At 39.3% G+C, this 22,926-nt stretch carries 19 protein-coding genes and 1 pseudogene; 12 read left to right on the top strand and 8 right to left on the bottom strand.

The genetic code is table 11. The features are described 5' to 3' along the window. Positions 1–88 precede the first annotated feature (88 nt). Both OWEHO_RS18760 and OWEHO_RS04835 read left to right on the top strand, forming a co-directional pair. On the top strand, positions 89–316 hold the full coding sequence (locus OWEHO_RS18760) for a PLDc N-terminal domain-containing protein (protein WP_014201350.1): 228 nt from the start codon (positions 89–91) through the stop codon (positions 314–316). Positions 317–452: 136 nt separating this feature from the next. Next, entirely contained in the window at positions 453–1,613 is a 1,161-nt protein-coding gene (locus tag OWEHO_RS04835) for an iron-containing alcohol dehydrogenase (RefSeq protein WP_014201349.1), read from the top strand. A 55-nt stretch (positions 1,614–1,668) separates the two neighbouring features. Here OWEHO_RS04835 and OWEHO_RS04830 read toward each other — a convergent pair whose 3' ends face one another. Next, a complete protein-coding gene (locus tag OWEHO_RS04830; protein WP_014201348.1) occupies positions 1,669–3,228 on the bottom strand; it encodes a hypothetical protein in 1,560 nt (519 codons plus the stop codon). 182 nt (positions 3,229–3,410) lie between these two features. Between OWEHO_RS04830 and OWEHO_RS04825 the strand changes: the two genes are divergently transcribed. The 5 genes and pseudogenes from OWEHO_RS04825 to OWEHO_RS04805 all read left to right on the top strand — a co-directional run. Further along, the gene (locus tag OWEHO_RS04825; protein ID WP_014201347.1) at positions 3,411–4,973 is read left to right on the top strand and encodes an SDR family NAD(P)-dependent oxidoreductase; all 1,563 of its coding nucleotides are present in this window, start codon (positions 3,411–3,413) and stop codon (positions 4,971–4,973) included. Positions 4,974–5,011: 38 nt separating this feature from the next. Beyond that, positions 5,012–5,998, top strand: a complete 987-nt coding sequence (gene rlmF / locus OWEHO_RS04820; protein ID WP_014201346.1) for a 23S rRNA (adenine(1618)-N(6))-methyltransferase RlmF — start codon at positions 5,012–5,014, stop codon at positions 5,996–5,998. Further along, positions 5,998–6,801, top strand: a complete 804-nt coding sequence (locus tag OWEHO_RS04815; RefSeq protein WP_014201345.1) for a hypothetical protein — start codon at positions 5,998–6,000, stop codon at positions 6,799–6,801. Before rlmF ends, OWEHO_RS04815 begins: the two co-directional genes overlap by 1 nt. 83 nt (positions 6,802–6,884) lie before the next feature. Continuing rightward, positions 6,885–7,310, top strand: a complete 426-nt coding sequence (locus OWEHO_RS18590; RefSeq protein ID WP_014201344.1) for a helix-turn-helix domain-containing protein — start codon at positions 6,885–6,887, stop codon at positions 7,308–7,310. After that, positions 7,307–8,176 (top strand): annotated as a pseudogene (locus OWEHO_RS04805) (IS3 family transposase); the annotation flags it as partial. The gene OWEHO_RS18590 and the pseudogene OWEHO_RS04805, both read left to right, overlap by 4 nt. Positions 8,177–8,253: 77 nt before the next feature. Here the strand turns inward: OWEHO_RS04805 and OWEHO_RS04800 are convergent. The 5 genes from OWEHO_RS04800 to OWEHO_RS04780 form a co-directional block, all read right to left on the bottom strand. Next, positions 8,254–9,981 carry an LruC domain-containing protein gene (locus OWEHO_RS04800; RefSeq protein ID WP_014201343.1) on the bottom strand — a complete coding sequence of 576 codons (1,728 nt, stop codon included), beginning with the start codon at positions 9,979–9,981 and terminating at the stop codon, positions 8,254–8,256. Positions 9,982–10,408: 427 nt separating this feature from the next. Further along, positions 10,409–11,893, bottom strand: a complete 1,485-nt coding sequence (locus tag OWEHO_RS04795; RefSeq protein WP_014201342.1) for a MoxR family ATPase — start codon at positions 11,891–11,893, stop codon at positions 10,409–10,411. A gap of 3 nt (positions 11,894–11,896) precedes the next feature. Then, the gene (locus OWEHO_RS04790; RefSeq protein WP_014201341.1) at positions 11,897–12,334 is read right to left on the bottom strand and encodes a hypothetical protein; all 438 of its coding nucleotides are present in this window, start codon (positions 12,332–12,334) and stop codon (positions 11,897–11,899) included. A 59-nt stretch (positions 12,335–12,393) separates the two neighbouring features. Further along, a complete protein-coding gene (locus OWEHO_RS04785) occupies positions 12,394–13,515 on the bottom strand; it encodes a vWA domain-containing protein (protein WP_014201340.1) in 1,122 nt (373 codons plus the stop codon). Between the two features lie 436 nt (positions 13,516–13,951). Further along, positions 13,952–14,422, bottom strand: coding sequence for an Lrp/AsnC family transcriptional regulator (locus tag OWEHO_RS04780; protein ID WP_014201339.1), 471 nt, complete (start codon positions 14,420–14,422; stop codon positions 13,952–13,954). 140 nt (positions 14,423–14,562) lie between these two features. On the opposite strand from OWEHO_RS04780, the gene OWEHO_RS04775 reads away from it, so the two are divergent. Both OWEHO_RS04775 and OWEHO_RS04770 read left to right on the top strand, forming a co-directional pair. Continuing rightward, positions 14,563–15,705 (top strand): histidine decarboxylase, encoded by a 1,143-nt coding sequence (locus OWEHO_RS04775; RefSeq protein WP_014201338.1) that lies wholly within the window; start codon positions 14,563–14,565, stop codon positions 15,703–15,705. 108 nt (positions 15,706–15,813) lie between these two features. Next, entirely contained in the window at positions 15,814–18,363 is a 2,550-nt protein-coding gene (locus tag OWEHO_RS04770) for a hybrid sensor histidine kinase/response regulator (protein ID WP_014201337.1), read from the top strand. Between the two features lie 9 nt (positions 18,364–18,372). On the opposite strand, the gene OWEHO_RS04765 is transcribed toward OWEHO_RS04770, so the two are convergent. Continuing rightward, positions 18,373–19,791, bottom strand: coding sequence for a sigma-54-dependent transcriptional regulator (locus OWEHO_RS04765; RefSeq protein ID WP_014201336.1), 1,419 nt, complete (start codon positions 19,789–19,791; stop codon positions 18,373–18,375). 593 nt (positions 19,792–20,384) lie between these two features. Continuing rightward, a complete protein-coding gene (locus tag OWEHO_RS04760; protein ID WP_014201335.1) occupies positions 20,385–20,693 on the bottom strand; it encodes a hypothetical protein in 309 nt (102 codons plus the stop codon). Between the two features lie 118 nt (positions 20,694–20,811). Between OWEHO_RS04760 and OWEHO_RS04755 the strand changes: the two genes are divergently transcribed. From OWEHO_RS04755 to OWEHO_RS04745, 3 genes are read left to right on the top strand one after another with little or no spacing between them, the layout of a single operon-like run. After that, positions 20,812–21,489 (top strand): TetR/AcrR family transcriptional regulator, encoded by a 678-nt coding sequence (locus tag OWEHO_RS04755; protein ID WP_014201334.1) that lies wholly within the window; start codon positions 20,812–20,814, stop codon positions 21,487–21,489. A gap of 46 nt (positions 21,490–21,535) precedes the next feature. Further along, positions 21,536–22,078, top strand: a complete 543-nt coding sequence (locus OWEHO_RS04750; protein ID WP_014201333.1) for an NUDIX hydrolase — start codon at positions 21,536–21,538, stop codon at positions 22,076–22,078. Then, the gene (locus tag OWEHO_RS04745) at positions 22,079–22,741 is read left to right on the top strand and encodes an alpha/beta hydrolase (RefSeq protein WP_014201332.1); all 663 of its coding nucleotides are present in this window, start codon (positions 22,079–22,081) and stop codon (positions 22,739–22,741) included. Positions 22,742–22,926: the final 185 nt, after the last annotated feature.

Raw genomic sequence — 22,926 nt, 5'->3', positions numbered from 1 at the left:
ATTGACATGATTGTGAAAAACCGTTTTGAAGAAATTCAAGGCGGTTTTTTGGTTTTTATATCTTCCACATCTCAAATAAATTAAGCTCATGACATTACTCGGAATTATTGGTATTTGGCAAATTATTCTCCTGGCATTCTTTTTATCTCTACTATTATTACCGGTATGGGCAATTGTAGTAATGCTAAAAAATGAGCATGAACCTAATAATCGACTTCTTTGGATAGTCCTTATTATTTTATTGCCAATAATAGGTTCGGCAGTTTATCTTATTCTTCGCGGAAATTCTCGTAACCGAAGCAATTATCAGCGTTAGAGTCATCTCTTTTTCCTAATCCTTCATAGTTTTATATAATGCGAAATATGGAAAACAAGCACGCTCTTTGCTTGTTCTGTTTTTGTGTTTTGCAATTAGGCATTCCCAACATTTCAAACTATTCTAAAAATAAGATATGAACGATTTTCAGTTTCAGAATCCTACCAAGATAATTTTCGGAAAAGACCAGATCAAAAAGCTGGCAGATGAAATTCCCGCTAATGCTAAAGTATTGATGCTGTATGGAGGGGGAAGTATAAAGTCCAACGGAATATATAATCAGGTAACAGAGGCACTTTCAAAGTTTGAAGTGCATGAGATGGGCGGTATTCCTCCAAACCCGGAGTATGAGGTTTTGATAAAAGCTTTGGACATTATAAAAGAGAAGAATATCACTTACCTGCTTGCTGTTGGTGGTGGTTCGGTGATTGACGGTACAAAATTTATTTCCGCAGCAGCGGTATATGATGGCGATTCACCTTGGGATTTGATAACCCGCCAAAAACCGGTTACAGACGGAATGCCTTTTGGTACTGTGCTTACATTGCCAGCTACGGGTTCAGAAATGAACTCTGGATCTGTGATTACCCGTAGAGAAATGAAGCTTAAACTTCCGATTGGTGGTCCAGGCCTCTTTCCAAAGTTTTCCATTTTAGATCCACAGGTGGTGTATTCTATTCCGCAAAGGCAAATTGCCAACGGATTGGCCGATGCCTTTACTCATGTGCTTGAACAATACACAACATATCCTGCACAGGCTTTGCTTCAGGATCGCTTTGCAGAAGGTATTTTGCAAACACTTGTGGAGATTGCTCCGGCCATAATGAAGGACAATAATGATTATGATGCTGCGGCTAATTTTATGTGGAGTTGTACAATGGCTTTAAATGGTCTTATTCAAAAAGGAGTGCCTACTGATTGGAGTATTCACGCCATAGGCCATGAGCTTACGGCTTTGTACAATATTGACCACGCACGTACTTTGGCCATTATTACTAAAAGTTTGTACACCTATAATTTAGAAACGAAAAAGGAGAAGCTGGCTCAAATGGCAGAGCGCGTATGGGGAGTTACAGAAGGAGATACTCAGGAAAAAGCCCGTGCCGCAATCAATCACATTGAAGATTTCTACCAGTCTTTGGGTATTAAAACCAAGCTTTCGGAATATACTGAAGATTACAGAGGAACTGCAGAGTTTATTGCTGAGCGTTTTACCGAGCGCGGAATGACAGGAATTGGCGAGAACAAAAATTTAGCTCCGGACGATGTAGCCAAAATTGTGGAGATGAGCTATTAGAAAATCTGTTTTTACATAAATCAGGCCCGCAAGACTTAGGTTTTGTGGGTTTTTTTTATAGTGGCAAATCTACTTTTACGATGGCGTCAAGCAGCCCGCTTTGTATGCCTTTCCACCAAAAGTTGACGAAGGGTTCTTTTGCCGGACGTTCGAAATATATCTTCCCCCCATCCGATGCATAGGTAGAGTTGGTATTAACTAAAGCCCAATTTCCCAATCCTGATTTTACTTTGTTCATAAATTTCCAGCTATCCTTATTGCCAGGTGCTAAGCTTACCTTTAAATCAGTATAAGCAATATCTAAATCTCCGCGTATGCTAAAGTCATTGCCGCTCATGTGAACCCGAGCACCTGTGCATTGTCCTTCTTCTACTTTTACTCCTGTAGTAGGGTAGAGGATGCTATTGAATGCCGCAATTGATGTGGGTTTCATAGAGAGTTTCACCTCAAAATCGTGATGGGTTTTATCGGCAAATAAAATGGCGTCAATACTTACGGCAGCCTCTTTTTGCAGACGAGCAGTTCCCTCAATGTTTACTTCAGCACTATTGGGGTGACCAATATTGTTGATGGGAAAAACCTTTAGCGTAAGTTCATCTACCTCTAGTGCGGCTTGCCCGAGCTCAGGTTTCTTTGAGGTATGATGATAATGTAAAAATGCTCTTTGTAAAATAAGCGAGTCTATATTTACAGGAATAGGAATATTTGCGACAAGCTCTGAAGGCAAGGGTTTACGAACGTTTTCACGCTCCTTGCGAAGGTCTTGGTAAATAGAAAAGTCACAGCTATCCAACACTACTTTGGAAGCAAAAATACCATTATGAAGCTCATTGATATTAAGGTCACTGACCGTTATAGATGACATGTAAATATCGGGCTGTACTTTTCTGAAAGGATACTTTTTAGAAAACTCTTCTGCCGTGATTCGTGGCTTCATTATAAAAGCATCAATCTTTAATTGATTGCTCTTTGAATCATAATTCAACGCATCATAAGCTAAATCAAAATCGGGAACCACATTTTCAAAAAGGGCATCTTCTGAATGAAGTTGTACACGCGCTAAATGCCATTGCATACTATCCTTACGGGAAATACTAAGACTATCAAGGTTAAGAGATGTTTCAAGGTTTATAACTAGGGAATCCTTCTCAAATTTTAAATCGAGTAGCTCCACATTTGTGTTTCGAAGAATGATGTCGGGGCTTTCAGCTTTTCCCGAGCTAGAAAACCTCTCAGAGTCTTGGGCGATGTACTTTTGCACTTTCCAATGTACCGCACCCTCACCAATTTTTATTGATTTTACATCCCAAATATTTTCCTTCCAGGCTTTCATCCAATCTATACCACCTACTTGGGCATAACTGATGGCTCCTGCCCAATTTATTAAGAGACTATCTTTTGAGATGTGTAGCTTGAAATGGGCGTCTTTTAACTTTAAACCAATGGGAAAGAATTGAATATTTACCGCGCCAATACTTACGGAATCCTCTTGGTAGTAGGTAAGTTTTTCTTCAATAGTCTTTTTTATAAAAGGCTCCGCAAAAATGGCAAAGGCCAACCATAGCAGAAGAAAGATGCCAACGATAATAAGTGAAACGCGTACAAGTATTTTCAAGTGAAGTGTTTATGTGATAACTCAAAACAGGGCTAAAGGTTGAAGATAAAACTTTATTGCTTGCGCAAAATTTTTAAATTCTGGTATCCATCTATGAAAGAAATCAATTTTCAGGTGGCATAAATCTCTAAAAGAAAGCATGTTTTATATCCCTACTTTTGCCGCTCAATTCTAGTAGAAGAATGACGAATAATAGGAAGGAGGGTGAGTTGGAGAAACTCACTGAGGAGCAAATACTTCAATGTATATCTGTATTGGAAACTTTGAATGCAGATACCAATCAGATTTTTGAAATTCCCAAAGACAAGCGATTGGCTTTACTGATGGCTGCAGGTTTACTTTCAAGGCCTAGTCGTGAGGAGTTTGCAAGACGTAAAAAAGAAGCTAAGAAAGCCGAAAAGCGCAAGCTTAGGGAAAAAGATAAGCACGCTAGAAATGCCACTGGTATAAGAAGTGCACGTGAGGCTGTAGTGTTTACAGCGCCTACAATGATTGATCTTACAGCAGAGCATATTGCCGAGAAAGAGGTGGACTTGGAATCACCACGAAACTGCTATGTATGTAAGGCCGAGTACAAGAGGTTACACCACTTTTATGACACCATGTGTAAGGAGTGTGGCGATTTTAATTATGCCAAACGTTTCCAAACGGCAGACTTAACTGGGCAAGTAGCCTTGGTTACTGGTTCACGACTTAAGATTGGTTACCACATCACTTTGATGATGCTCAGGGCTGGTGCTACGGTAATTGCCACCACGCGTTTTCCTGTAGATTCAGCTTTGCGATTTTCACAAGAAGCTGATTTTACCAAATGGGGGCATCGACTTAAAATTCATGGTCTGGATTTGAGACATATTCCAAGTGTGGAAATCTTCTGCAACTTTATAGAGCAGCAATATGATCGCTTAGATATACTTATAAATAATGCTGCTCAAACGGTGAGGCGTCCAGCTGGGTTTTATGCTCACCTTATGCCAAATGAGGAGCGTGACTTTGCAGAGCTTCCAAAGTATGCAAAAGATCTATTAAAGGATCACGATGTTTGTTTAAAAGAGCTTCGTGCCTTGAGCTCTGGTTTTGAAGAAGGGCAAAGCAAAAACCTCCCGGTAAGTTGGCACGGAAAGCAATTGGGCGTGGGGCTTAGCTCTTCGGCTAAATTGTCTCAAATTCCATACAGTATCGATAATTCATTGACACCTGAGGAGGTATTCCCGCAAGGAAAGCTTGACGCAGATTTGCAACAGGTAGATTTGCGAAAAACCAACAGTTGGAGATTGAAGCTTGGTGAGATAAACACCACCGAAATGCTGGAAGTACAATTGGTGAATTCTGTTGCTCCATTTGTATTGTGCAATCGATTAGCTGATTTGATGAAGAAAGAAAACACAGGCATTAAGCACATTATAAATGTGTCAGCTATGGAAGGTAAGTTTCACCGTTGGCACAAGGAAGATCGCCATCCGCATACCAATATGGCCAAGGCGGCCCTCAATATGATGACGCACACTGCCGCATCTGATTTTGCCAGGTATGGCATTTATATGAATGCTGTAGATACAGGCTGGGTAACTGATGAGGATCCTGCTGAACTAGCAAGGAAAAAAGAAGAGATACATGATTTTCAACCACCACTTGATATAGTGGATGGTGCGGCTCGTGTGATGGATCCGTTATTTGATGGAATAAACACAGGTAAACATTGGTGTGGTAAGTTTTTGAAAGACTATAAACCAATTGATTGGTAAAAGAAGATTTCCTTCCATATTGAAGGAGTCATGAATACATGAATATGTCCGATAAAAAGAAAGAGCATCCCAAGGTAAAGTCGAGTTTGCACGCTAGAAACAGGCATCGCCAGCGTTACGATTTTAAAGCGCTGACTGAGAGCAGCCCTGATTTGGCGGCTTTTGTAAAGCCCAATAACTACGGTGATGAGTCTATCGACTTTTTTAATCCTGAAGCTGTAAAGGCGCTAAACAAGGCTTTGCTAAAACATCATTATGGTGTCGATCATTGGGATATTCCCGAAAGCTATTTGTGTCCGCCAATTCCTGGCAGGGCAGATTATTTACACCACATTGCAGATTTATTGGCGCAAAGCAATGGCGGAAATTTACTTATCGGTGAGCATATTAAATGCCTAGATGTAGGAGTGGGGGCTAACTGCATTTACCCCATAATAGGAAATGTAGAGTACGGCTGGCGCTTTGTAGGCAGTGATATTGATCCTGTGGCGATAAAGTCGGCAAGGAAAATTGTAGAAGCCAATCCGCTTATAAGCGAAGAAATAGAGCTAAGATTACAATCTAATCCTAGATTCATTTTTGAAGGAGTTTTAAAGCCGGGTGAGCAGGTAGATTTAGCAATTTGTAATCCACCGTTTCATTCTTCAAAAGCAGAAGCGCAAGCCGGAACAGTACGAAAGTTGAGAAACCTGAAGCATAAGAAAGATGTGAAACCTGTTTTGAACTTTGGTGGAAACAACAATGAGCTTTGGTGTGAAGGAGGGGAGCAAAAGTTTGTAAAAGATATGATTTTTGAAAGCCGGAGATTTAGTAATTCCTGTTTTTGGTTTTCCAGTCTTATCTCAAAAGAAGCAAATCTGAAGAGTGTGTACAAAACCCTGAAAAAGGTTGGGGCTATTAGTGTGAAAACTATCCCCATGGGGCAAGGAAATAAGGTGAGTCGCATCGTAGCCTGGACATTTCTTACGCCAGCTCAGCAAAAGGAGTGGAAGACCCGAAGGTGGAATAAGAAACCAATGGAGTGATGACGAATTTGGAAGACCCGTGTTTTACTCGTTTTTCAAAATCTATAGAGGGTTATTCACTTCCTGAACGATTTACTTATCCGTTTGAATACACGCCCCATCCGCTTAGTATGCTGGCTGCTACCGAACTGCAAAAGCATCTTGAAACCCAAAGGCAATGGGATCACAACTTTGGCCTTGAGCAAGGAAAGGAAGGAACTGTAATCGGGAAAATGTTTGGTGTTTTGGTGGTGAAAAACGAGTCTGGAGAATTGGGATATTTATCTGCCTTTTCTGGTAAACTCGCTGGAGGGAATCACCATAAAGGTTTTGTGCCTCCGGTATTTGATGCACTTACTGAAGGAAGTTTTTTGAATGAAGGTATGCTTCGATTGAATCATATGAGCACGGTAATAAAAGAGCTGCAATCGGAGAAGTCAAAGAATAATCAGCAGAGAATAAACGAACTGAAAACAGAACGGAGAGATTTTTCAGTTTCATTACAAGAGCAGCTTTTTGACGCTTATTCATTTCTAAACCAAAAGGGACAAGAGAAAAGCTTGCGTGCTATTTTTAAAGAAACAAAACATAAAAATCCTCCAAGTGGAGCAGGGGATTGTGCGGCACCAAAGCTTTTACAGTATGCCTTTCAGCATAAATTAAAGCCTTTAGCTTTCGCTGAATTTTGGTGGGGCTTATCACCAAAATCCTATTTTTGGGAGCACAAGCATTTTTACCCCGCTTGTGAGCTTAAGTGCAGGCCAATACTGAAGCATATGTTAGAGGGGATGCTAGTTGAGCCCAAAACAAATGGGTATAAATGAAAAACCCCTTGCGCTAACAAGGGGCTTCGTTATAATAACCAATTGTCACGTCCTGAAATAGCGTTACACAAATTTGTAACCTTATGAAAGACAATGGCTACGTAAAGCGTACACAAAAAGATTACAGCTTAAACTTCAAGCTGCAAGTTGTCCAAGAAATAGAACGGGGCGAGTTAAGTCAGCATGGAGCAGTCCGAAAATATGGCATTCAGGCTCGCAGTACTGTGCTGAGTTGGTTAAGAAAGTATGGTAACTTTGATTGGGAAAATCAAACTCCAATACAAATGCCCAAAACTCCAGAACAAAAACTGATGGAACTAGAGCAAAAAGTTCGGCTATTAGAAAAGCAGAAAAAGCAGCTGGAACATCAAATAGAACGAGCCGACAAAAAGGCGATCATCTTTGATATGATGATAGATATAGCCGAGAAAGAGTACAATATTCCAATCAGAAAAAACTCCTTACCCGAACAGTCAACCAATACAAAGAACACTACCAAGAAAGCCTAACGGCTACCTGTAGATTGTTCGGGTATAGCCGTCAAGTTTATTATCGCGCCATTAAAGCCGAAGAAGCCAAAAAGCAACGTGCGCAAAAAGTAGTATCACTCGTGCAGGAAAAGCGCATGTCCATGCCTCGGCTAGGCACACGTAAACTTTACCACTTGCTACAGCCAGAGCTGCAAGCACTGGGCGTGGGTCGCGATAAATTGTTCCACATTCTAAAAGCAAATCACATGTTAATACAACCCAAGAAATCATACCATATTACCACCAACTCACACCATAGGTTCCGCAAACACAAAAACGTGATTGCAGACTTACCCATTACCCGGCCAGAGCAGCTTTGGGTGGCCGATATAACTTATGTGGGTACCCGAGAAAACCCCATGTACCTGGCTCTAGTTACCGATGCCTACTCAAAAAAGATAGTAGGCTACAATGTATCAAACAGTTTGAGTGTGGATGGTGCGCTATCTGCCTTAAAGCAAGCTATCAAAAATCGAAAATACCCTAGCCAACCTCTGATCCATCACTCAGACAGAGGCCTACAATATTGTAGCACCGATTACCAAAAACAACTGGCTAAAGCCAAAATAACCTGTAGCATGACAGAGTCTTATGACCCATATGCCAACGCCATAGCGGAACGTATAAACGGTATTTTAAAGCAAGAATTTATTGAAGTAGTAAAGGCCGATAAACTAGACATCATGAAGCCTTTGGTGGAAGACAGTGTAAGCATTTATAATAAACAAAGGCCACACCTCTCCTGCCAAATGAACACTCCAGAACAAATGCATAAACAAGATCAGGTCAAAATAAAATCCTATAAAAAACAAAACCTTGGTGAAGCTAGCTTCACCAAGGTTTAATTACTATGTTTAATCTATATAAAAACCTGTATCGGTTATTTAGGACGGGACAAATCTAACTTAAAAGCAAATTCTTCTTAGTAAACCTTTGAGCTTATAGGATTTTCAAACCATAATAGGTTGGAAGCTCCCTTTGTGGTGGCCCAAAGTTGAAATTGTGGGTAAGATTCTAAAATATCGGTTTTCTCTAATGGATGTCTAAAACTGAAGCCTGCGGGAGTTATAATTTCGATAGCCCAAGGCAAGCCATCTTCTGTATTATAAGTTCCATTAAAATCATCACCAGTATTCATAAGGTTGGTGTTTGCCGCGGAAGTTGCTGCAAAACCATCTAAGTGAATTTCATGTGATACATCATCTCTACGGAAAATATAAAAATCAGGAAGAATGCTATTCACCGTGTTTGGAACAAATGTTACAGTAAATTGAAACTGATCTGGTGATGCACTTGGGCCTGAACCAGTGTTTGTGTAATAGGTGCTTTGTGCAGCAAAAGCATCATCAAACACAACGATTCCATTTTCAATATTACTATTTTCAGAACCGTATCCGCTAATACCGGCAACTATATTACTTCCAAAAGCCTGCTTATTTGTGTTTAGCAAAACAATACCCAGTCCATTTCTTATTCCGGCTCCTACTGCATTCAGGTCTATGGTAAATGTTGCGTCAACCAAGTAGTTGTTAGCATCCTTTGTAAATACTACCTGATTTCTTAAAACCATATCATTGAAATCAAAGTCTCCTTTTGAAGGCCATAAATCTTCGAAAGCTAAATATTGATTACCCACAGTAGGAAAAGTTGATTGGTAGGCACGATTTGGATCATTTGGAAACATATCCAAATTATCGGCTACACCATCACCGTCAGCATCACTTATTGCAGGAGTGCTGATAAATTTAATATCATCAACGTAGGAATTGGTAGAGGCAGATGACCAGATCAGAGCTTTTACTGCATTAGCAGGAATGGTACCTGTATGTTGCCCACCAACAGTTACACCAAAATTACTTGGATAAGAATATCCAATAAATTGATCACTAGAGTCGAAGAAGCTAACTACAATTCTACGGCTTGCATTTTGCCACAGTGAGCTAATGGTAAAAGAGCTACCAGAAACAACATTCACCGTCTGTCCCCAAAAAGTAGATGTACCATCCAAAGACATTTTTAATACTGTGTCATTTAGTACAGTGGTGGTATTTAACTCATAAGAATTAGTACTTACGTACCATTTACCATCAATTGCGGTTGGGCTCTGATACCCGAAGCTTAGATCTGTGATTACTCCGCCTGGAAGATTGAAAGCACTGTTTGATAAGAGGTTTAACCCAACTGTTGCGGTCGATTTTTTGCTGACAAAACTGGTTTTCTTTGATCCTGAAAGAATCTCACTTATAGAAGTCAAGCGCATATTCATATTTCCTGTGCCAGTTATTTTTTTGCTATCACCTGTGTTAGGATAGTATATAAAGGCCTCAGCGGGTTGAGGAAGATGAATGTAAAAGTTGGCCATGCCGTTTTTAACATTTACTCTTTCCAATACTTTTCCGGCACTATTAACAACATGTACAGGTTCTCCTTCCATGTGTAAGTTATCTTCAGAGATAAGAGAAACTTTTAGATTTCCTTTCATAGAAGAAGACCAGTTAAAATCTGGATCAATGTTCAATTGGCTTAAAGAAGTGGCTCCAGGGGTATTGGAATAAATGTCTTGAGTATCCTTTTCTTTTTGACAGCTTATCAGCGCAATTACTGCAGTGGCAATGAAGGCTTTTTTGAAGTTGAATAATGTAGTTTTCATCTGTTTTGATTTTTAAATTAAAGGGGCGAAATACTTTGTCTGATTTCTGAAATCAAATTTATATGCATGCATAGTATACTTAATTCAACATTCGGTGGATGGGCGCAAAACAGGGGGTAATGGACTTGTTATTTAGGTGGTTGGGGTTTGTTTAGAAAGATTTGTAGTCCTAATATTTCAGAATTATTCCTTGGTGTAATCTAGCTCTGACAGAATAGTAAACTTACAATGGGATTTTTTTCTTAAAATGAGAAAATGTATCAAAATGAACTTGTGTTCTCGAAATAATTCTGGAGTGATAAAGATAGAATCGATGAAGTAGTTGGATGACTTTCCTTTGACCTAAATTGAAAGTTTGAAGTGTCTGTAAATTAAAAAAGCTCACGTTTGCAAACGTGAGCTTTTAAGTTATACTAAAAAGACGATTCTAGTTTAAATCAATATCTAGCTCCCCACCTCGCAGGTAACTGCTAAAGAGATCTGAAAAATTGTATCCGCTTACCAATCGTTCTTTGTTCAATTTGGAATATTCAGCTAATGCCCACAATACCATTTCCATTAAAAAGTACTTCTCTTCATCAGATGTATTTTGTTGGTATTTATTAACCAGTTTTGGAAGAGGAGTAATGCTATTCAAAATATCCTGATACTCCTTATCAGTAAAGTCGGTTAGGAAATCAATTGAATTGCCGCGACCAAACCATTCAATAAGCTGGGTGTATGGATTGTCTTTATCTCCGGATTTTAAATGATCCATTTCAGGGAAATAATCACCTAAGAGGCTTCGTACTGCAGAGCCAATCAAGTTCTCGGCTACCATGGCGGCTCCCTCTTGTTCGCCTTCATATACTAGTTCTACCTTTCCGGTAATGGAAGATATCACACCCAAAAAGTCGATCAGACGAATGGTGGTTTTATCAGAACCATTGACGAGGTTTCTGCGCTCAGCAGTACTAACCAAGTTCTCTGAAGCTGTAATGGTAAGCCTTGCGGATACTCCGCTTTTGGAATCTATATATTCATTATCGCGTGCTTCAAAAGCAATTTGCTCCAACAGATTCCTTGCCACATCAGGAACAATTACCGTTTTGTTTCGGTCGTCATTGCTTTTAGCTTCCTGAGCGGTAATTTTTCTCGCTGTCTCAATGTCCTCAGGATAGTGTGTCAATATCTGACTACCAATTCTATCTTTTAAAGGAGTTACAATTGATCCACGATTGGTGTAATCTTCAGGGTTTGCGGTAAATACAAATTGAATATCCAAATTAAGCCTAAGCTTAAAACCACGGATCTGCACATCTCCTTCCTGTAAAATATTAAAGAGTGCCACCTGGATACGTGCTTGCAAATCGGGCAATTCATTAATTACAAAAATGCTGCGATTGGCACGAGGAATCATTCCAAAGTGAATTACGCGCTCATCGGCATAAGACAACTTTAGATTTGCAGCTTTTATAGGATCTACATCACCAATAAGGTCAGCAACTGTAACATCTGGCGTGGCTAATTTTTCATAGTAGCGCTCATCGCGATGTATCCAATATATAGGAGTGTCATCACCTTTTTCGGCAATGATGTCCAATGCCGTTTTACTGATTGGGTTCAGAGGATCATCGGATAGTTCGGAACCGCTAATTGCAGGAACATATTCATCCAGCAGGCGCGTCATCATCCTGGCCATTTTTGTTTTGGCTTGACCACGAAGACCCAAAAAGTTAATGTTATGCCCCGAAAGGATGGCTCGCTCCAAGTCAGGAATTACGGTGTGTTCAAAACCATGAATACCTTCAAAAACCGTAGTTCCCTTTTTTAGGTTTTCTACTAAATTCTTTCGAAGCTCTTCCTTTATGGTTAGTGGTTTGTAGCCCGATTTTTTGAGCTCACCAAGGTTGGTTATTTTCTTTATATCCATATTTTATTGTTCAGATTGCGCTCTGGAATCAAAATCCAATAGCACCGAATCTCTGTATGATTTTGTGTTTTTAATATCACCTACATCTTCGCTGATGAGTTGAAGCTTATTTTCTACAGAATCTTGTAGAATAGTAACTGTTTCTCCATTATGCTTTTCAATAAGAAAGCGATCTACTTCCTCACTTTTTTTGCCACGTAAACCATGCTGATAAATTACAATAGTGTTACCATTTTGATTGTAATCAAATACGAAGGGATTGCGGCTATCAGATTTTACGGTAAGTAAAGATTTGCCATCGAGCCAAAGTTCAGAATAGGCGCCCTGCATTGTATTAAATGACCATTTGCCCTTTAGAGATTGAGAGTTTGAGTCAGAATTGCAGGAAGAAAAAATTAGTGTGGCAGCACTGCAAGCTAGTAGTAGTGATTTTAGTTTCATGGTTCGAAATGTGTTTGAATTAGTTAAAACTCAAATGTAAGAGCATTGTTTGAGTTAGCCTATTTGATATTTCGTCTTCGGTTATTTTCATAATCATGAAAAATAAAGTCACCCAATCCTTTTAACCCTGTGAAAAATGCCTTGCTCTTATTAGCTTCAGTAAATTTTTGGATAAAGCTTTGCAAATAAGGGTCTTGAGCAATCATAAAAGTGGTGATTGGGATTTTTAGCCTGCGGCAAGCGGCTGCTTTATTCAGGCATTTATTTACAATGTATTCATCCAAGCCAAAGCTATTTTTGTAATACGTTCCATCAGGTTCGTGCAGGCAACTGGGCTTACCATCGGTAATCATAAATATTTGCTTGTTGGCATTTTTCTTTTTTCGCAGTAAGTCCATGGCTAGTTCAAGGCCTGCCACTGTGTTGGTGTGGTAAGGTCCAACTTTAAGATAAGGGAGTTCTTCAAGTTCTATTTGCCAGCTATCATTCCCAAAAACAATAATGTCTAAAGTATCTTTAGGGTAGCGTGTTTTTATCAATTCAGCTAAGGCAAGAGCTACTTTCTTGGCAGGGGTGATTCTATCTTCTCCATACAATATCATGGAGTGGCTAATGTCAATCATCAGCACGGTAGACATCTGCGCTTTGTGGTAGTTTTCCTGAACCACCAAATCGTCATGTGTCATGCTAAAGTCATCAATACCCTGATTTACAAAAGCATTTCTTATGCTTTCGTTCATGGCAATTTGATCTAGGCTGTCACCAAAGTGATAGCTACGCATGTCACTGGTTTGCTCGTCTCCCTGGCCAGTAAATTTTGTGGTGTGATTTCCGCTATTCGATTTCTTTATTTTGCCAAATATCTGCTCTAAAGCACTGCTTCTTATGGCTCTTTCTGTTTTTGCTGTAATACTGAGTCCGCTGCCATCGCCAGTTCCGTCTCCATTAGGTGTGTCAATTTCTTCACGTAGGTAACCTTTCTTTTTTAGCTCCTCAATAAAGTCATCCATCGTGTACTCAGCCGTGGTGATTCCATATTCCTTATCAATTTCATTTAGCCAGTCCAAGGCTTCGTCCACATCACCAGAGGTGTGAAGAATAAGCTCTTTAAAGATGTCAAAGAGTTTTTCAAAAACGGTTTTATTTTTTCCTGTAAACTCAGAAAATCGAATGCCTATCATAGGGATGGTTTTACACTTCGAAGATACGTGGATGATTTGTTTGAGTTAATAAACGTTGACAGTAGGGCAAAAGGTTTTAACGATGAGGAAAATTCTGGTGAGCAGTTGGGGGTAAAACATCAAATTGAGGAATATATCCTCGAATTCAGATGATTGATGTAAAAGTTGTTAGGGTTGTCGGTGTTGATTGTCAGTGGTTTAGTGAGTTTTTGTTGTAAAAATGTTGGTAGGTATGGCTTTTGTTTTATTTTGCGTGTGTAAGGGGTTATTAATTAATGTTTTATTTAAAGATGAAAAATCTGTATTCTAGTGTTATCATCTCCGGATTGATAGCCATTCTATTAGTCATGATAGCAGGTTAACTCTCAATCAAATTACATTACTTAATAGTTAAGTTAATTAGAAACGGTTTCGATTTTTTTTCGAAGCCGTTTTTTTATTTTCTCTGGTAAAGTGGAATAGCCGTTTCGTTTTTGATTTCTTCCATTACAAAAATGGTTTGTGTATTGCTGATATGCTCCAATATGGTGAGCTTGTTCACAATAAAATCGCGGTAAGCCGCCATATCATTTACAGTTATTTTCAAAATGTAGTCGTACTCTCCGGCTATGTGAAAACACTCCGAGACTTCCTTTAATTTTATCACTTCTTCCTGAAAAGCCAATAAATACTTTTTGTTGTGACTACTTAGGCTTACGTAGCAAAATGCAGTTAATGTAAGGCCTAGCTGTGGTTGGTTTATAAGCGCCACATACCCACGGATGAAATTGTTTCGCTCCAGTCTTTTTACCCTTTCATATACAGCGGTGGTGGATAATGCGAGCTTCCCGCCAATTTCTTTGTGAGTCATTTTGCCATCCTGCTGTAGAAGATCTAAAATCTGTAAATCCAGTTGATCAATTTTCATAGGTGATATTATTTCTGTTTTATCCACTTTCAACCTCTTAATTCTGATTAAAAGTTTTAATAAATACTATACACTAGGTTTATTTTCATGAAGTATTGTGGTGTAAAGGTAATTTTTCTCTTTTGTATAAAATTTAAGAAATGGATAATAGCAAACAGATCATCAGTGAGCTTTTGGAGAAAGTTATCACTAACACCGAAAACTTTTTGGGTTACCCGGTATCAAAGGATTTTGACTATGATGAGCTAATGCCATTTCTTAAATACCCAATGAATAACCTTGGTGATCCTTTTATTAATTCCACTTATGGTGTGAATAGCAACGAAATGGAGAAGGAGGTGATTGCCTTTTTCGCTAAGCTGTTTAGGGCTGAACCCAACAATTGGTGGGGCTATGTGAGTAATGGTGGTTCCGAAGGAAACTTATATGGGCTTTACCTAGCCAGAGAGCGCTACCCAAAGGCTATGGTTTACTATTCTGAATCGACTCACTACAGCGTTCAGAAGAATTTACACCTGCTAAATATGCCTTGTATTGTAATCCGAACTCAGGATAATGGTGAAATGGATTATGATGATTTAAAGGAATCTATGCGTAACCATAGAAATGTGCCGGCTATTGTTTTGGCAAATATTGGTACCACTATGACAGAGGCAGTTGATGATGTTCAACAAATCAAGCGAGTGATGAAAAGCTTGGCGATTCAACATCACTATGTGCATTGTGATGCCGCTTTGGGTGGAATAATTAATGCCTTAACTGAGCCACGTCCTGCTTTTGATTTTAAAGATGGTGCAGATAGTATTGCCATTAGTGGTCACAAGTTTATTGGAAGCCCGATACCGTGTGGGGTAGTGGTGGTAAAGAAAGCTAATAGAGATAGAATCGCGATGGCGGTTTCTTATATCGGTAGTTCAGATACAACCATTACTGGTTCAAGAAACGGTCATAGTCCATTGTTTTTATGGTATGCTTTGCGCAAATTAGGCATAGAAGGGCTGAAGGCAAGAGTGGCAAAAAGCCGTGAAACGGCAGAGTATGCTTTAACGCAATTTAGAGCTAATAACATTCCAGCCTGGCGAAACCCAAATGCCATAACCGTGGTTATTCCACCACAACCGAAAGTTGTAGCGGCAAAATGGCAATTGGCAACGGAAGGCGATCTAAGTCATGTTATCTGTATGCCAAATGTTACCCATGCACAGATTGATGATTTGATACAAGATATTCTGAACTCAACAGAAGACGAGCCTCTGGGAAGTGAGATGTATGAACTTTACTAAAGGCTTTTTCTTATAGTAAGCACAGCCTTGGTTTTGTTTATTTTTCAGAAAAGCATTTAATATCTTGGCACAACCAAAATACCTTTGCCGTAAGGCTAAATTTGTGTCATGAAGTTTACTCCCGATAATACTATTTTCAAAATTGTAATTGTGCTCTTTATCACTTTAGGGGTGCTGGGAGCAATCAGTTTTTTTAGCTTTAGGAGCTATCGTGAGTTTAGTTATGCACTGGATAAATTGTATAACCAACCAGACGAAACCAGGCTTACGGAAAGCATTCTTACCGATATTGGAACTCTGGAAAGCCATGCGAGAACGTATTCGCTTACACTTGACCCAAAAGACCTGCAAGTTTATATTCAGAATGTGGGTGAAATCAACGAGCTGATTGATTCCTTATATCAAAAGAGTTTTGGCACAGAATATCAATCGGAAGTAGATACTCTTCGGCTATTGTTTAATGAGAAAGTGCAAAGTTTCGAAAATCTCATTGACATAAAAGTTCGACAATCCAGAAGACAAATCGACCGCTCTGCCCTTCGTGCACTGTCTCGCACTCAAGAAACTATGCTTCGTGATAGTCTCTTGATGCCCAAGCAGGAAATTACCACGACCACCACAACCCGCACTGAAGCCATGGATGCCGATGACGAGAAGTCAGAAAGCAGTCCGGGTTTGTTTCAGCGCGTGTTTGGGTCAAAAAAAGAAAAGGAGGATAACACGATTCCGGTAAGGAGTGAGGTGCGAAAAGAGCGTACAGTAGCTTATGACAGCGCTTATTTTGAAAAAGTAGACACTCTTATTACAACAGCTCGAAAAGCTTTAGAGGCAGCAGAAGCTCAGCGTCAGCAGCAATCTGCTTTACTTACTGGTAAAGAATTGGAAATGGTGGCAAAGGATCAAATGATCTTCAGCCAGCTGCGATCCATTATTTTAAATATCAAAGGAATTGAGGAGTTGGTTAGCAATGCGGAAAAAAGGGAAACTTTATCCGTTGCCAAGCAATCATTTACCTCGGTAGCCATATTTGCAATTCTTGGTGGAATCTTATCTATGGTTCTTATTTACCTGGTTATAAGAGATATACTTTCTGGTCGTAAGCTTCAATTAGAATTGCGTAAAGCAAAGAGCAAAGCAGAAAATTTGGCCAGCGTAAAGGAAGAGTTTTTAGCAAATATGAGTCATGAAATAAGGACTCCATTAAATGCAATTATTGGTTTTTCGGAGCAGTTGGCCAGTTCTAGGTTAGATGAAGATCAACGATTGCGATTACAAAAGGTAAGGAGCAGTAGTGAGCATTTGTTGATGCTTGTGAATGATATTCTCGATTACTCTAAAATAGAATCGGGTAAGTTGAGGTTGGAAAAAATAGGGTTTAAAGTTTCGATGGTGGTCAATGAAAGCTTAGCGACTTTGGAGCATTTGGCAATCAATAAAGGGATTGAGCTGAAGAGTGAAATTGACCCTGAGTTAGAAGAGCTCATTGTGAATGGAGATCCTATTCGCTTAAAGCAAATACTGATAAATCTTGCTGGTAATGGTGTGAAATTTACCACTTACGGTTATGTGAAAATAATGGTAAAAATCAGAAACCAGAGGAAGGATAGACTATGGCTGGAATTTATTGTGGAGGATACGGGGAAAGGTATTGCTCCGGAAAAACTGTCTAGCATTTTCGAGGGGTTTGGCCAAGAGGATACTTCAATTTCCAGAAAGTATGGAGGAACGGGACTGGGGCTTACCATTAGCAAAAAATTGGTAAGCTTACTAAGAGGTAGAATTACCGTGGAAAGTGAGATTAATGAGGGTTCAGTATTTTTACTGGAGCTTCCCTTTAAAATTGGGGATAAGGATGAGTATAGTGGTAAGTTTGACTTAGAGCGTGTAGAAATAAATTTGGAAGGCAAACGCTTGCTGTTGATTGATGATGACAGCATGAATCACGTTTTGCTTAAACCATCTCTAGAAAGGTGGGGGCTTGATTTTGAAAGTTGCTATGATGGAGAAACTGGAATAGAGAAGGCCGCGAGCTCTTTCTTTGATTATATATTGGTAGATCTTCAAATGCCAGGTAAGAGTGGCCTGGAAGTGATAGAAGAAATTCGTTCTGAGTCTTCTGCTAGTAAAGGAGCTGCATTGATTCTATGCACGGCCAATGCAATGATCAAAAAAACAGAAAACCCAGCTTTAGAAAAGGTAGATGCTACTTTATTGAAGCCTTTCAAGGAATATGAGATAGCAGCTTTGCTAGCGGGAATAAATCACGGAGAAGGGGAAGAATCCGACTCTGAAAATCAAAACAGTTTGGAAGAAGAACCCTTGTTTTCTTTGGAAAACTTTAATGCCTTTGCGGGAGATGATGCAGGAGTACTTAAAGAATTTTTAGTCTCCTTTATGGAAACTAATGAAGAGCATTTGGCTCTCCTGCAGTCGTACTTTGAAGCTAATGACTTTGTGAATGTTGGTGATACAGCTCACAAAATGAAAAATACTTTTGGCCAACTAAAAGCTACAGCGGTAATGCAACACCTGCAAGAGCTCGAAAAACTGGTAGACAGCACTCAGCCAAAAAAGCTGGTTGAAGAACGCATAAATAAAACTCAAAAGCTTTCTGAAGAGCTCTTTATAAGTTTGCGAAAAGAGGTGGAAGCAATGTAGAGTTGGAGGTTAAACCTCCAACCCATAAGTTTTGATTTTATTATAAAGCGTCTTGCGATCTATGTTTAGAAGTTTAGCTGCTTTTGTTTTGTTAAACCTTACCTTCTCAAGAGCTTCCATTATTTTTTGTCTCTCCAATGCACTTTCCAGCTGCTTTAAATCTGTAGAATCTTGAATGCTTCGAATATCTTCTGCTTGCTGTGTATATCTACTGGAGATTTCACTTGGTAAAGCATTCTTCTCAACAAGTGAACCTTGCGTAAGAAGCACGGAACGTTTAATCACATTTTTTAGCTCACGAAGGTTTCCAGGCCAGCCGTATTCCATGAGTAGGTTCATTGTTTCTTCCTGAAAGCCTTCTACATTCTTTTCAAGTTCTTCATTAGCTTGATTTAGAAAATGATTGGCAAATTGCTTCACTTCTTCAGTTCTAGCCCTTAGCGGAGCTATTTCAATTTTGAATTCATTTATTCGGTGAAACAAATCTTCCCTGAATTCACCATCACCAATGGCACGCTGAAGATTTTCATTGGTAGCAGCAAGTAATCTTACATCAATCGGAATGTCATCACGGCCGCCAACACGTCTTATTACTTTCTCCTGAATTGCTCTAAGCAGTTTAACTTGTATTTCATAACTGAGGTTACCAATTTCATCCAGAAAAAGGGTTCCACCATTGGCTACCTCAAATTGACCAACTCGGTCTACAGACGCTCCAGTAAAGCTTCCTTTTATATGTCCGAAAAGTTCACTGGCTGCTAGTTCTTTGGATAGAGATCCGCAATCTATTGCTACAAATGCCTTATCTCGTCTTTTGCTAAGGTTGTGAATTTGACGAGCTACATATTCTTTACCCGTTCCACTTTCGCCTTGTATGAGAACACTCATATTAGTTGGGCCAACTAAATCAATGTATTGGTTTACATTTTTGGTTTGTGGACTTACGCCTTTTACAAAGTCAGCTTTTGAAGCATGGCTTTGAGGAGTATTGTCAGAATTGGTGTTTGATTTTTTGGCAAGAGCACTCACCTGCGGAACAGACTTTTCTTGTGGCGTTTCAATTACCGAAGTAACCAAAGCCAAAAGTTCTTCAGGGTTTACAGGTTTGGTCAAGTAGTCTGAAGCACCAAGCTTCATTGCATTTACGGCAAGTTTGATGTCACCATAGCTCGTAATCAAAATAAGGGGAGTGGTGATACCTTTTTCCTTGAGTATTTTAAGCATTTCAATTCCATCAATACCAGGCATGCGGTAATCTGAAAGTATAAGGTCAAAGGTATTTTCTTCAATAGCTTGAAGGCCTTTTTCTGCGGTTGATTCTGTGTGGGGTATAAAACCCTTCTTTTCTAAAAAGGATTTTAACATTAGTAGAAAGGTGGTGTCGTCATCTACCACCAATATTTTCGGTTTTGTATCTTTCATGTTCATGGCGTTAAAGCTATAATAAAGATACTTAGATAAAATTGTTCAGGTAGGTATAAAAAAAAGAAGTCACCACTCTCCAGTGGTGACTTCAGCTCAACTCGAACAACTAAAAACTAACGCTGCTATTTATATAGCTTTTTAAATATTGTGAACCACATTGTGGTCTCTGTTTTATTTCTAAGCAACATTCATACCACTATTGTATTGAAATGCTGCTGTTATCTTCTCTTACAAATTTACAGTCTTTTTGATAAACTAAGCTAGAATTTTTGTTTTATTTCGCTAAAATTCAGCGTTATAACATCTATTCTTGTCTAAATGAAGACTAAATTATTTGCTATTCACAGGCAATGTAAGCTCTTGATGTTAGCGGGCAAAAGCTCCATTGCTGCAAGTAAGATGAAAAATTAAAGAACTCTCAAAATATTTAAATTTTGAAGGTGTTATTTGGTTAGTAACACGCTTTGTATAAAGTGAATTCCGTACCAAAATCAAGTTGCTCTTAAAAATATTGAAAATCAGCGACTTAAATATTTTGGTGTGATGTGAGTTTTGGGGAATTTGTCTACACATTGCCTACCTCAATCCCCATTGTGTTACTCAGGTTGGACGGTATTTTTAGGATTTCCATTCTTGTCATATAATACAACCCATTTTTTAGGTCCTTTTTTTACTTCTACTTGATAGCCCACTATTTCTCCATCAATCACTTCCTTGTATGCCATTAAGATTTCCGCTCCATGATATTTGTCTGTAATGTCCATCCTTACTTCTTTGGGGATTTCCTTGTGCTTAATTTCAATTTTCTCCGCTTTTTGTTCCAGTGGTGTTTCTACATTTAATGCAAATGAAGAGGGTATAGCAAACAGAATGCTGAGTGACAGTGAAAGAATAAATGTTTTCATAGTATTAAGTTTTTGATTTATACTTGGGTAACAGACAAATTGTTATTTTGTTGATTTAACGGCTTATTATGAATAATAGGAACCTTTACAGAGTTCTGCCCAACAAACTAAAAACACAATGGAAGCACAGATGGAAAATCCAGTTAGTCCTGTCTTGGATTTGAAGAAACAGATATTAAGCGGCTATCGTGAATATATATTAATGAATGGCCATCAGCCGCCAAGTATTAATGCTTTTTGCAAAGGGCTGAATATCTCTGAAGAGGACTTTTATCTGTGCTTCAATTCATTTGAGCGAGTAGCTGAAGCTATTTGGTCCGATTTATTTAATCAGGTAATTCAAACAGTGGAGGGGAATTTAGAATATGGGGAACGTAGCATTCGCGAGAAGCTTATGAGCTTTTATAGTGAATTTTTCTGTCAAATGAAAAGTTATAGAAGCTACGCCATGATTACACTTGAAGATGTTCTTTCCACTTTTGGAAGTACACCTACCGGGATGGCAGAAACGAAGAAAGAGTTTAAAGCTTGGGTAAAGGAACTTATAGAAGAGGGAGTAAGGCTGGGACGAGTTGCCGAACGAAACAAATTGACGGATACCTATGATTCATTATTATGGTTTCAGTTTTTGTTTTTGCTCAATTTTTGGAAGAGAGACAAAAGCGTAGGCTTCGAAAAAACTGAGGTAGCCGTTGAAAAGGCCGTGATTTTGACCTTTGACCTGATCGAAAAAAACGCCCTAGATAGTGCTCTGGAATTTGGGAAATTCATCTTCCAGTCGATAGAGACGAAGTGATGAGACACCAAACCTTTGTTAGATTTGTGGAAACTGAAACAAAACTGTGAACTACTGTAGTAATTGCGGCAGTGCCGACTTGATGTATAAAATTCCGGAGGATGACCACTTTCCACGCTTTGTGTGCCCGGATTGTGACACCATCCATTATACAAATCCCAACATGGTGGTGGGCTGCCTGATAGATAAAGATGGAAAAATAATGCTTGCCCGCAGAGGAATAGAACCTCGCCTGGGATTTTGGAATCTGCCTTGTGGCTTTCTTGAAAATGAGGAAACTGTGGAGCAAGGTGCGAAGCGTGAAGTGTATGAGGAAACTGGAGCCACTGTGGAGTTAGGAAATTTGCACACCGTATATAATCTTCCACATGCCAATCAGGTGTATCTGATTTTTAAAGCAGACATGGTGGGCGATAAATATGAGTTGACCACAGAAAGCACAGAAATCCGTTTCTTCGCGCCTGAAGAAATTCCATGGGATGAGATTGCTTTTTCCAGCAATGCCTTTGCTATTAAAAAATACATAGAGCATGGAAAGGCGGACAAAATCACCCACGTAGGCAGCTATTTTAAAGACAAGATTAGATAAATGAGTGCATCGTTAAGTTTAGTTCACGAAGTATTACCACCGCAACAGAAAACCGAAAAACCACCACTTTTATTGATGCTTCACGGCTTTGGTAGCCATGAGCAAGATTTGTTTGGCATGGCGCCCATGCTCAACGAAAAGTGTTTTGTGGTTAGTGCCCGTGCTCCAATCGATTTGCCTTGGGGCGGATATGCATGGTATGAAATCGACTTTAGCAATCTTGGCGAAAAGATGAACAATGTTCCTCAGGCCAAAAAAAGTATGGAGGCCATTCTTAAGTTTATTGATGAAGTTCATGAGGCTTATGGAACGGACCCTGAAAATGTAAACCTGCTTGGCTTTAGCCAAGGAAGTATTTTGAGTTACGGATTGAGCTTGAGCCACCCGGAGAAGTTTCAAAAGGTGATTGCCTTGAGTGGATACATTATGCCGGATATTGTTCCTGAAAAGTACAATCCTGAAAGCCTGAAGCACCTTGACATATTTGCCAGCCATGGCACTGCCGATGAAGTTTTGCCGGTAGATTGGGCAAGGAATGCTATGAAGGTTTTGGAACAACTCAACATTTCACATCAATACCGTGAATACGCAATGGGACATGGTGTAAGCCCTGAGTGTTTTGAGGATTTGAAGAGTTGGATGAAGGAGAAGGGGGTGAAGTAAATGATTCACAGCTACATCGCAGGTGAATCATAGAGCTTTTGAATATATGATCTTTAAGGACTTATCTTGTGAGTAGCTGAAGTAGGATCAGACTTTCGTCAGTTTTTGAAATTATAAATTCAGAAATATCGTCTTTAGGGTAGACGTAGGCATTCTCCGAACTTTTATCTTGAATAAAAATATAA

Source organism: Owenweeksia hongkongensis DSM 17368, assembly GCF_000236705.1.
Classification (GTDB): Bacteria; Bacteroidota; Bacteroidia; order Flavobacteriales; family Schleiferiaceae; genus Owenweeksia; species Owenweeksia hongkongensis.
The sequence above is the reverse complement of the archived record's forward strand: the minus strand, read 5'-3'. Positions and strand labels throughout refer to the sequence as shown.

Bases quoted from the DNA above. Each gene is read 5' to 3' on its own strand.
- OWEHO_RS18760 (WP_014201350.1), top strand. From the start codon at position 89: ATGACATTACTCGGAATTATTGGTATTTGGCAAATTATTCTCCTGGCA.
- OWEHO_RS04835 (WP_014201349.1), top strand. From the start codon at position 453: ATGAACGATTTTCAGTTTCAGAATCCTACCAAGATAATTTTCGGAAAA.
- OWEHO_RS04825 (WP_014201347.1), top strand. From the start codon at position 3,411: ATGACGAATAATAGGAAGGAGGGTGAGTTGGAGAAACTCACTGAGGAG.
- rlmF (WP_014201346.1), top strand. From the start codon at position 5,012: ATGAATATGTCCGATAAAAAGAAAGAGCATCCCAAGGTAAAGTCGAGT.
- OWEHO_RS04815 (WP_014201345.1), top strand. From the start codon at position 5,998: ATGACGAATTTGGAAGACCCGTGTTTTACTCGTTTTTCAAAATCTATA.
- OWEHO_RS18590 (WP_014201344.1), top strand. From the start codon at position 6,885: ATGAAAGACAATGGCTACGTAAAGCGTACACAAAAAGATTACAGCTTA.
- OWEHO_RS04800 (WP_014201343.1), bottom strand. From the start codon at position 9,981: ATGAAAACTACATTATTCAACTTCAAAAAAGCCTTCATTGCCACTGCA.
- OWEHO_RS04795 (WP_014201342.1), bottom strand. From the start codon at position 11,893: ATGGATATAAAGAAAATAACCAACCTTGGTGAGCTCAAAAAATCGGGC.
- OWEHO_RS04790 (WP_014201341.1), bottom strand. From the start codon at position 12,334: ATGAAACTAAAATCACTACTACTAGCTTGCAGTGCTGCCACACTAATT.
- OWEHO_RS04785 (WP_014201340.1), bottom strand. From the start codon at position 13,515: ATGATAGGCATTCGATTTTCTGAGTTTACAGGAAAAAATAAAACCGTT.
- OWEHO_RS04780 (WP_014201339.1), bottom strand. From the start codon at position 14,422: ATGAAAATTGATCAACTGGATTTACAGATTTTAGATCTTCTACAGCAG.
- OWEHO_RS04775 (WP_014201338.1), top strand. From the start codon at position 14,563: ATGGATAATAGCAAACAGATCATCAGTGAGCTTTTGGAGAAAGTTATC.
- OWEHO_RS04770 (WP_014201337.1), top strand. From the start codon at position 15,814: ATGAAGTTTACTCCCGATAATACTATTTTCAAAATTGTAATTGTGCTC.
- OWEHO_RS04765 (WP_014201336.1), bottom strand. From the start codon at position 19,791: ATGAACATGAAAGATACAAAACCGAAAATATTGGTGGTAGATGACGAC.
- OWEHO_RS04760 (WP_014201335.1), bottom strand. From the start codon at position 20,693: ATGAAAACATTTATTCTTTCACTGTCACTCAGCATTCTGTTTGCTATA.
- OWEHO_RS04755 (WP_014201334.1), top strand. From the start codon at position 20,812: ATGGAAGCACAGATGGAAAATCCAGTTAGTCCTGTCTTGGATTTGAAG.
- OWEHO_RS04745 (WP_014201332.1), top strand. From the start codon at position 22,079: ATGAGTGCATCGTTAAGTTTAGTTCACGAAGTATTACCACCGCAACAG.